Source organism: Rhodococcus sp. 1163, assembly GCF_002091985.1.
GTDB lineage: Bacteria > Actinomycetota > Actinomycetes > Mycobacteriales > Mycobacteriaceae > Rhodococcoides.
Map to the genome: position 1 here is coordinate 1 of NZ_MKKX01000031.1, position 9,684 is coordinate 9,684.

The window sequence follows — 9,684 nt, forward strand, 5'->3', positions numbered from 1 at the left end:
CAATACCGTTTACTTAGAATGACAGGGGTGTTATTCTTTGAGTCATGCCACGTGTGGGATGGGTGAAACCAGATGATTCTCAGCGGTTGACGGACCATATTTCGTTGGGTGTGTTGACGCGGGTGTTTCCACCGGATGTGGTCGACGAGGTGTTGGTCGAGTGTGGCCGAGTGGAGCAGCGGTCGCGATTGTTGCCGGCGCGAGTGGTGGTGTATTACGTTCTGGCACTGGGATTGTTCTCCTCCGATTCGTACGAGGAGGTCATCCGCAAGTTGGTTGCAGGTCTCGAGTGGGCCTCTGGTTGGTCGCACCAGTGGACGGTTCCGACGAAAGCGGCACTGTTTCAGGCTCGCAGACGGTTGGGGTCCGAGGCACTGAAGATGTTGTACGCCAGAGTTGCTCAACCGTTGGCTGATCGCAATGTCGCAGGCGATTTCTATCGTCGATGGCAGTTGACCAGTATCGACGGGTTGACTTTGGATGTACCCGACACCGCAGTGAATGTGGAGTATTTCGGTCGACCACCGTCCTCGCGTGGCGGTGGACGTGGTGGGGCATTCCCACAGGTTCGCGTCCTGGGACTGGCCGAGTGTGGCTCGCACGCGATCATCGACGTGGCACTGGGGCCGTACAAACAGGGCGAGCAGACCCTCGCCCAATCGGTGACCACATCGATGACAGCGGGAATGCTGGTACTGGCCGACCGCGGCTTCTTCAGCTACTCCCTGTGGAATCGATGCGCCGGGACCGGAGCCGATCTGGTGTGGCGAATGAAGTCGAACGCGATACTGCCCGTCGAGACACGCTACGCCGATGGATCTTTCGCCTCACACATCTATCCTGGCACGACCGCACGCCGCAACGACCGCGACGGTGTCGCGGTCCGCGTCATCGAATACACCCTCGGCACCACCGATCCCGATACGAGCACCGACACTGCGATCGACGACGTCGAGCAACGCACCTACCGCCTGCTGACTACGATCACCGACCCGCAGGACGCACCCGCCGACGAGGTCGCCGAACTGTATGCCCAACGATGGGAAATCGAGACCGCATTCGACGAGCTGAAAACCCACCAGCGCGGACCAAGGGTGGTCCTACGATCGAAAACCTCCGACGGCGTCCTCCAAGAAGTTTACGGACATCTCTGCGTGCACTACGCCATCAGATCTGTAATGCATTCCATAGCAGACCATTCCGGACGAGATCCAGACAGGATTTCGTTCACCCGGACCCTACGGGCCGCTCGCCGCAGCACGACGAGCCACCCGGGTTTTTCCCCCTGACACCCACACCGACGCCCACCGCCGCGTCACAGCAGAAGTCGTCCGCGAACTACTGCCCATCCGAACCCACCGAGCAAACCCCCGCGTCGTCAAACGGAAGATGTCCGTATTTCACGTCAAACACCCACACCACCGAGGCGCACCACGCATCGACCGCCGACCCCGTGTCCTCGCTGCGCAGTCCCTACCACCACCGTAAGTAAACGGTATTGCCGCTAGCCTCGCATTTCGGCGTACCGCTCGCGGACTACTGGATCCGGATCGGCCTCGTAGGTACGCACGGGTGCCGACGCCCAGCGCGGTGGCTCGCGCGTGCCCGCCAACGCCCACGCTGCTTGGCGGGCCGCACCGTCGGCAACGTATTCGCCGGGCTCGGGGACTACGACGGGTACACCGAAGATCGCCGGGGCCAACTCTCGCAACGCCGCAGATTTGGCCCCGCCGCCGATCAGCAGAACGCGGCGGATCTCGATTCCTGCTGCACGCAGCGCGTCGATCCCGTCCGCCAGCCCGCACAGCAGCCCCTCCACTGCCGCGCGGGCAAGATGCCCTGGAGTCGAATTGTTCAGTCGCAAACCATGAATGGCGCCCGAGGCCTCCGGCCGATTCGGTGTCCGCTCACCTTCGAAATATGGAATCAACACCAGCCCCTCGCTCCGGGTCGAGCGTGCCAACCGGGACAGTTCGGCGTGGTCGACGCCCAACAACGACGCGGTCGCGTCGAGCACACGGGCCGCGTTGAGGGTGCACACGAGCGGCAATTGCCGGCCGGTAGCGTCCGCGAATCCGGCGATGATTCCCGAGGCGTCCGCAGCGGCAACGTCGGTGACGGCCGACACAACACCCGAGGTGCCGACCGAGACGACGACATCACCGACGCCGACGCCGAGACCCAGTGCGGCAGCGGCATTGTCACCGGTTCCCGGCGCGATCATCGCTCCCGACTTCGTGACACCGATTCGCTCCGACGGTCCCGCAACACGAGGAAGCCGAGGCTTTCGTCCGCGCATGGCCTGTTCCAGTAAGTCCTCGCGATAGCTGTCGGTGGCGGCGGAGTAGTAACCGGTGCCGCTCGCATCGCCGCGATCGGTCGCCAGCGAATCGAATCCGGCCGCACCACCGAGATGCCAACTCAACCAATCGTGCGGAAGACACACCGCTGCGGTGCGGTCGGCATTGCCGGGTTCGTTGTCTGCCAGCCACCGCAGCTTGGCGACGGTGATCGCCGCCAGCGGTACGACGCCGACCGCGTCGGCCCATTCCTTGCCGCCGCCGAGTTCGTTCACCAGGTCCTGGCCGGAAGATGCCGAGCGGGTGTCGTTCCACAACAACGCCGGGCGGACGACACTCCCGGCGTCGTCGAGGCAGATCATGCCGTGTTGCTGCGCGCCGACGGCGACCGCATCCACGTCGTCGAGACCTCCGGCGTCGGCGATGGCAGTATCGAGTGCAGATTTCCACAGCGCCGGATCGATCTCGGTGCCGTCGGGGTGACTTGCTCGCCCGCTGCGGACGAGCTCGCCCGAATCGGCATCGCGGACAAACACTTTGCACGACTGAGTGGAGGAGTCTATTCCTGCGACGAGAGCCAAGATGGCCGCCTTTCCGGTACACCGAGAGCGTACGAACGACACTACCGTGGCACCGATCGTCACTCCGGGTGCAACGCGATCGGTAGCAGCAGCGGAAGAATCTCGACTACGTTCTTGGACTATGCGCGACTCCGAGGATTCCGACGCCTTCCGCCTTTCCGTGGCGAAGGCGGCACTCGATCTGTTCGCGGTGCAGGGATACGAGGCCACCTCCGTCGACGACATCGCCGAGGCATCGGGCATTTCGCGTCGGACGTTCTTTCGTCAGTTCCGCGGCAAGGACGACGTCATCTTCGCCGACCACGAAATTCTGCTCGAGCAGACCGCAGCGTTTCTCGGCCAGCCGCACCCGGACCCCTGGACCGCCGTGTGCGATGCGGCCCAGCTGGTATTCGAACGGTTTTCCGGGTGGAAAGAGCAGTCTCGACTCCGCTACCAGGTGGTCCACGAGAACCCTGCGCTACGCGATCGCGAGATCGTGACGGTCTTTCGCTACGACAGACTGTTCGTCGACTACCTGCGCACGGCGCTGCCCGAGCATTCGCACCTGGAGATTCTCCAGTTTTCGGCGTCGATCACCGCCACGCACAACTACATCTTGAGGCGAATGATCCGCGACGGCATTCCGACCACCAGCAGTAACCTGCAGGAAGCACTTCACAAGGTCAGAGCCGGATTCGACACGAGCGCGGAGCAGATCGTCGTCGCAGTCTTTCCCCGGGGCACCTCGCGTGCCGCTGTCGCCGACGCGCTGGCGGAGCATATGAAGTGACCTCCCCCTTGCGCTTGAATGTGCCGGTCAAGACATCTGATCGTATGAATGGACCATTGAAGCGGTCAGGGGGCGGGCATGTTTGGCACCGAGTGCCACCGAGGGGTTGATGGGTTACCAGACGTGGCGTAGACTAGACAAATCCGTGGCACTGAGTGCCGTAAAGTCAAGCCCTAGGAGAGTGGCACCCATGGCCGGTAATCCTGATTTCGATCTGTTTCAACTCCCAGCGGAACACGAAGAACTGCGCGCGGCAATTCGCGCCCTTTCGGAGAAGGAGATCGCTCCCTACGCCAAAGCGGTGGACGAGGACGCACGCTTCCCGGACGAGGCGCTGACCGCGCTCAACAACTCCGGCTTCAATGCAATCCACGTACCCGAGGCGTACGACGGCCAGGGTGCCGACTCCATCGCTACCTGCATCGTCATCGAGGAAGTTGCTCGCGTCTGCGGTTCTTCCTCGCTGATCCCCGCGGTCAACAAGCTCGGCACCATGGGCCTGATTCTCAAGGGCTCCGAGGAGCTCAAGAAGCAGGTCCTCCCCTCGCTCGCAGGTGGGGCAATGGCGTCGTATGCACTGTCCGAGCGTGAGGCCGGCTCCGATGCTGCCGGCATGAAGACCCGCGCCAAGGCCGACGGTGACGGCTGGATCCTCAACGGTTCCAAGTGTTGGATCACCAACGGTGGCAGGTCCGATTGGTACACCGTCATGGCCGTCACGGACCCGGACAAGGGCGCCAACGGTATCTCCTCGTTCATCGTCCACAAGGACGACGAGGGATTCGTCGTCGGACCGAAGGAAAAGAAGCTCGGTATCAAGGGCTCGCCGACGGCTGAGCTGTACTTCGAGAACTGCAAGATCCCCGGCGATCGCATCATCGGTGATCCGGGTACCGGCTTCAAGACAGCGCTCGAAACCCTCGACCACACCCGTCCCACCATCGGTGCGCAGGCTGTCGGTCTGGCGCAGGGTGCACTCGACGCCGCCATCGCATACACCAAGGATCGCAAGCAGTTCGGTCAGTCGATCAGCAGCTTCCAGGCCGTGCAGTTCATGCTCGCCGACATGGCGATGAAGGTCGAAGCCGCTCGTCTGATGGTCTATTCGTCCGCGGCTCGCGCCGAGCGGGGCGAAAAGAACCTCGGCTTCATCTCCGCGGCGTCGAAGTGCTTCGCCTCCGATGTGGCCATGGAGGTGACCACCGATGCTGTGCAGCTCTTCGGCGGCGCCGGATACACCACCGACTTCCCGGTCGAGCGGATGATGCGTGACGCCAAGATCACGCAGATCTACGAGGGCACCAACCAGATTCAGCGCGTCGTGATGTCCCGGGCGCTGCTCAAATGAGCAACATCGAATTGGTAGGCGTCATCGGCGGCGGCACGATGGGCGCAGGCATCGCCGAAGTGTGTGCTCGCGCAGGCAGCTCCGTCGTCGTGCTGGAAACGAGCCAGGCCGCGGCCGAAGCGGCGGAAGCCCGCCTCGACAAGTCGTTCGCCCGCGCCGTGAAGTCCGGACGAATCGAAGCCGATGCAGCGGAGAAAGCTCGCGCTGCAATCACATTGACGCTCGACATCAACGACTTCGCCGATCGCGATCTCGTGGTCGAGGCAGCGCCGGAGATCGAGTCGCTGAAGCTCGATTTGTTCGGAAAATTGGATTCGATCGTGAAGCCGAGCGGGATCTTGGCAACCAATACTTCGTCGATACCCGTCATCAAGATGGCCAATGCGACACAGCGACCGGACAAGGTCGTCGGAGTTCACTTCTTCAACCCGGTGCCGGTACTGCCACTGGTAGAGATCGTCGTCAGCCTCGTCACCAGCGAGGAGACGGTTGCAACCGTTACCGATTTCGCCTCGAACACGCTCGGCAAGAAGACGATTCGCTCCGGTGACCGCGCCGGGTTCATCGTCAACGCGCTGTTGATCCCGTTTCTGGTGTCCGCTGTTCGGATGCTCGAATCCGGTTTCGCGAGTGCCGAGGACATCGACGAAGGCATGGTCAACGGATGCGCGCACCCCATGGGTCCGTTGCGTCTGGCCGATACCGTCGGTCTCGATGTCACACTCGCCGTCGCGGAGTCGCTGTATGCAGAGTTCCGTGAACCGCACTATGCGCCGCCGCCGCTGTTGCAGCGCATGGTGGACGCCGGAATGCTCGGACGCAAGAGTGGTAAGGGTTTCTACACTTACTGAACCAGTTTCGACGAGAATGGGCCACCGCAGCACACTGCGGTGGCCCATTCCATTTGTCCGGGGGTAGATCCCCGACCGATCTCAGTCTTTCGGACCACCTGCGGCATAGACGATCTGACCGGAGATGAAGCCTGCACCTTCACTGACGAAGAAGGATGCGAGGTGCGCGATATCGTCGGGATTTCCGACGCGGTTGACCGGAATCTGTGATGCTGCAGCGGCTTTGAAGTCCTCGAATGGGACGCCGACGCGTGCGGCTGTCGCGGCGGTCATTTCGGTTTCGATGAACCCGGGGGCGATGGCGTTGGCGGTGACGCCGAATTTACCGAGCTCGATGGCCAGCGTCTTGGTGAAGCCCTGCATACCTGCCTTGGCCGCCGAGTAGTTCGCCTGGCCACGGTTGCCGAGCGCCGAGGTGCTCGACAGGTTGACGATGCGCCCCCACTTGGCGTCGATCATGTGCTTCTGGATCGCGCGCGTCATCAGGAAGGATCCGCGTAGGTGCACCCCGAGTACGGAGTCCCAATCTTCGACTGTCATCTTGAACAGAAGATTGTCCCGGGTGATACCGGCATTGTTGATGAGCACGGTCGGCGCACCGAATTCGTTGGCAATCCGGTCGACGGCCGTCTTCACCGACTCTTCCTCTGCCACGTTGGCACCGATTGCGACGGCCTGACCACCGGCGGCCTGGATGGCACCGACGGTGTCGGCACAGGCAGCCTCGTCGAGGTCGACAACTGCGACTCCGAAGCCGTCCTTGGCCAGACGCTTGGCTACTGCGGCGCCGATTCCGCGGGCACTTCCCGTTACGACGGCTGTCTTGATCTGATCGCTCACGTGCATCTCCTATGGTCGAGAATCTCAGGACTGTTCTATCGAGCAGCTGCTCAGTACGCTGCGACCGCTCCGTCGACGGCTTTCTGCAATCCGGCAGCGACGACGCGCGCGATCTCGATCGGCTTGGTCGGCAGTTCGGTGATCGGCTCGTCGATGTAGACGCTCGCAGATTTGAGCTTCGACGAGCCGGGTCCGTAACTGAGGCCGATGCAGATCAGGACCGGTTCGACGCCGAGCTTGCGGGCACGTGCCGCGATGTGGCCGATCCCGCTGCCGACGTGTTGAACCTTGGTGGCGTCTTCGAGGTTGCAGGTGCCTTCGGGGAACACGGCAAGGTCGTCGCCGCGTCGCATTCGTTCGGCGCTGACGTCCATCATGCGGCTGCCTGCTGCGCTGACCGCGCGAAGTCCGTGGTTCTTTCCACGGAACACCGGGATGCCGCCCATCATGTCGATTCGCTTGCGCTGCTTCGATTCTTGAAAGAGCTCGTCCTTCGCGAGAACACGAGTGCGCCCGATCCCGGGTCGCAGCGGACTGGCCCACGCGGCGGCGGCAAGGGTGTACGGGTCGCTCTCGGTGAGATGATTGACGGCGATGATGAACCGTGTGTTGTCGTAGACGAGCCTACGAATCTCTTCACGCGCACCGGCGGGGTAACTTACCCGCGGCTTGAACCGTCGGGCCAGCGTGGCGTACGCGATCCTGGCCACCTGTCGGTTCTGCTGATGATCGAGGTAGAAGTCGTAGACAGCGTCGTCGTTGGCGAGAATTACTGCGGGTCGATCCATTGATTCAGCTTACCCAGCGAAATAGCGGAAGCTCCGAAAATCTTTTTCGCGAAACTCCGGTTGTGAGCGAGGGTGTGAACCTCGCCCGAGCGGGTATGCCGAGTACAAGTCCGACGCTTTTCGGAGCCGTCACGGACTGCGGAAAGGACGGAAGTCATGGCAGAAGACAAGAAGGACCACGGAGCTCGCTGGATCAAGACTGCTGAGAACCGAATCGGAGTCATCATGCTGATGTCCGGTGTCGTTGCGGCAGGTTTGCTTCTCACCGCGTTGGGCGGTGGTTTCAGCGGGTGGGCGTGGATAGCCGGAGCTGCGACGATCGTGCTGCTCGGAGGAGGCTTTCTTTCCCTGCGCGCGGGGGCTCTGCGCAAAGGAGAAACTGGTCCCATCCTGTATCACCCCGACTCACCTGATGTCGTCCTGGATGTCGACCGCGAAACTGGAAATCGCTCACCTCACCACGATTGAGTGATAGACCTGCGACCTAGACAGGGCGCAGGATCCACCAGCCGCCGAGCACGAGACATCCGACTGTCACGACGAGAAACAGTCCGGCCCAGACTATTCCGGGCAGAAACGTCAGTCGGGCCAGTTGATCGGCGTCGGAGTCTCGTGCCCGTCCTCTGCTACGTGAGCGTTGTAGTTCGAGTACCGGCCGAGGGCCTGCGACGAGCAGGAACAGCGTGATGAAGTACGCCGCGGCCACTTGCTGTTCACCGGTCCCCCACCACGACACCGTGAACAGCAGTGCCCCGAACACTACGAGCGAGATGAACCCGAACACGTTGCGAATCATGATGAGCATCAGTGCAATTGCGATGACTCCGATCCACAGCACGGCGATCGCATGCTGTGTACCGAGAACCCAGGCAGCACCGAGCCCGATCAGCGACGGACCGACATAACCAGCGAACGTCATCGCGATCACCCCGAGGCCCGTCGGTTTGCCTGAAGAAATGGCTACACCCGAGGTATCGGAATGCAATCGCACACCCATCAACCTGCGGCCCGTCGCGAAGGCCACGAGTAGATGAGCGAATTCGTGAAAGATCGTCACGACGTTGCGGGCAATGCGCCATGTCAGCGGAACAAGGACGATGAGAACGGCTACGAGCGATGCGATCTGCACGATCCACGCCGGCGGAGTTGGACTGACCGCGCTGATGCGGTCCCAGAATTCGGTCACCGTTCATTATGGCGGCTACGCCGCCGCCCCCTGCCCCGCCCCCAGTCCTCGATGGGTAGACCTAGGACGCCTTCCGCTCTGCTTTGGCGGCTTCGCGTGCGAGGGAACGATCACGCATTTCCTCGAACTTGGTGGCCTGACGCTCGAGGTCTTCGAGGAACACGGCCAGCTCTTCACGCTTGGATTCCCCGACGCCGGTGAAGTCCTCACGTTCGAAGATCTGCCACTTCCGCAGCACCGGCCACACCACGTCCTCGAGGTGCTGACGCAGATCGTAGATACCGTGCTTGGCCATCAACACACCGTTACGGCGGAAGTTCGGCATCCCGGCACCGGGCATCTGGAAGTTCATCACGATATGCGAAATCGCTTCCAACGTCTGATCCGGCGCGATGTCGAGAGCGGCAGCGGTGACGTTGCGGTAGAACATCATGTGCAGGTTCTCATCCGCGGCGATGCGCTGGAGCATCCGGTCGGCGATCGGGTCGTCGCACACCTTGCCGGTGTTGCGATGCGAGACGCGCGTGGCGAGTTCCTGGAAGGTGACGTACGAGACCGAATGCAACAGTCCGGTCTGTGCGCCCGCCGGTGAGGCGAAACCGTTGGTCATGTGAATCATCCGGGCCTGTTCGAGCGCGACCGGATCGACACCGCGGGTGACCACCAGGTAGTCACGCATGACGATGCCGTGCCGGTTCTCCTCCGCGGTCCACCGTCCCACCCAGGTGCCCCAGGCGCCGTCCTGCGAAAAGTTTTCGGCGATCTCGCGGTGGTACGAGGGCAGATTGTCCTCGGTGAGCAGGTTGGTGATCATCGCTGCTCGCGCTACCTCGGAGAGTGTGCTCTGCTCCGGTTCGTAGTCCACCCCACCGAGTGCAGCGAAGTTGCGGCCTTCGTCCCACGGCACGTAATCGTGCGGGTGCCACTCCTTCGCCATCGACATGTGGCGGTTCACGTTGTCTTCCGCAACAGGAACCAGCTCGTGTAGCAGCTCCAGCTGTGTCAGATCCCTCGCCAT

10 protein-coding genes are annotated in these 9,684 nt (G+C 62.2%); 5 read left to right on the top strand and 5 right to left on the bottom strand.

Annotated features, from left to right (window positions below):
• The first annotated feature begins 44 nt into the window (after positions 1–44).
• Positions 45–1,289 carry an IS4 family transposase gene (locus tag BJD99_RS12885; protein ID WP_084347123.1) on the top strand — a complete coding sequence of 415 codons (1,245 nt, stop codon included), beginning with the start codon at positions 45–47 and terminating at the stop codon, positions 1,287–1,289.
• Positions 1,290–1,504: 215 nt separating this feature from the next.
• Here BJD99_RS12885 and xylB read toward each other — a convergent pair whose 3' ends face one another.
• Positions 1,505–2,881 (bottom strand): xylulokinase, encoded by a 1,377-nt coding sequence (gene xylB / locus BJD99_RS12890; RefSeq protein ID WP_084347264.1) that lies wholly within the window; start codon positions 2,879–2,881, stop codon positions 1,505–1,507.
• Positions 2,882–3,002: 121 nt separating this feature from the next.
• Here xylB and BJD99_RS12895 point away from each other — a divergent pair, with 121 nt between their 5' ends.
• The 3 genes from BJD99_RS12895 (at position 3,003) to BJD99_RS12905 (ending at position 5,852) form a co-directional block, all read left to right on the top strand.
• On the top strand, positions 3,003–3,653 hold the full coding sequence (locus tag BJD99_RS12895) for a TetR family transcriptional regulator (RefSeq protein WP_084347257.1): 651 nt from the start codon (positions 3,003–3,005) through the stop codon (positions 3,651–3,653).
• Positions 3,654–3,834: 181 nt separating this feature from the next.
• Positions 3,835–5,001, top strand: a complete 1,167-nt coding sequence (locus tag BJD99_RS12900; RefSeq protein WP_143542149.1) for an acyl-CoA dehydrogenase — start codon at positions 3,835–3,837, stop codon at positions 4,999–5,001.
• Positions 5,002–5,006: 5 nt separating this feature from the next.
• Positions 5,007–5,852, top strand: coding sequence for a 3-hydroxybutyryl-CoA dehydrogenase (locus BJD99_RS12905; RefSeq protein WP_306294098.1), 846 nt, complete (start codon positions 5,007–5,009; stop codon positions 5,850–5,852).
• An 81-nt stretch (positions 5,853–5,933) separates the two neighbouring features.
• On the opposite strand, the gene fabG is transcribed toward BJD99_RS12905, so the two are convergent.
• Positions 5,934–6,692, bottom strand: coding sequence for a 3-oxoacyl-ACP reductase FabG (gene fabG / locus BJD99_RS12910; RefSeq protein WP_084347265.1), 759 nt, complete (start codon positions 6,690–6,692; stop codon positions 5,934–5,936).
• A 50-nt stretch (positions 6,693–6,742) separates the two neighbouring features.
• Positions 6,743–7,480 (bottom strand): 1-acyl-sn-glycerol-3-phosphate acyltransferase, encoded by a 738-nt coding sequence (locus BJD99_RS12915; RefSeq protein ID WP_084347260.1) that lies wholly within the window; start codon positions 7,478–7,480, stop codon positions 6,743–6,745.
• A gap of 156 nt (positions 7,481–7,636) precedes the next feature.
• On the opposite strand from BJD99_RS12915, the gene BJD99_RS12920 reads away from it, so the two are divergent.
• Positions 7,637–7,948 carry a hypothetical protein gene (locus tag BJD99_RS12920; RefSeq protein ID WP_084347261.1) on the top strand — a complete coding sequence of 104 codons (312 nt, stop codon included), beginning with the start codon at positions 7,637–7,639 and terminating at the stop codon, positions 7,946–7,948.
• Positions 7,949–7,964: 16 nt separating this feature from the next.
• Here the strand turns inward: BJD99_RS12920 and BJD99_RS12925 are convergent, their stop codons facing one another.
• Both BJD99_RS12925 and BJD99_RS12930 read right to left on the bottom strand, forming a co-directional pair.
• The gene (locus BJD99_RS12925) at positions 7,965–8,666 is read right to left on the bottom strand and encodes a M50 family metallopeptidase (RefSeq protein WP_084347262.1); all 702 of its coding nucleotides are present in this window, start codon (positions 8,664–8,666) and stop codon (positions 7,965–7,967) included.
• A gap of 61 nt (positions 8,667–8,727) precedes the next feature.
• Positions 8,728–9,684, bottom strand: a 957-nt coding sequence (locus BJD99_RS12930; RefSeq protein WP_084347263.1) for an acyl-ACP desaturase, incomplete at its 5' end; no start/stop codon positions are given.

Coding starts and splice junctions, on each gene's coding strand:
- BJD99_RS12885 (WP_084347123.1), top strand. CDS start 45: ATGCCACGTGTGGGATGGGTGAAACCAGATGATTCTCAGCGGTTGACG.
- BJD99_RS12895 (WP_084347257.1), top strand. CDS start 3,003: ATGCGCGACTCCGAGGATTCCGACGCCTTCCGCCTTTCCGTGGCGAAG.
- BJD99_RS12915 (WP_084347260.1), bottom strand. CDS start 7,480: ATGGATCGACCCGCAGTAATTCTCGCCAACGACGACGCTGTCTACGAC.
- BJD99_RS12920 (WP_084347261.1), top strand. CDS start 7,637: ATGGCAGAAGACAAGAAGGACCACGGAGCTCGCTGGATCAAGACTGCT.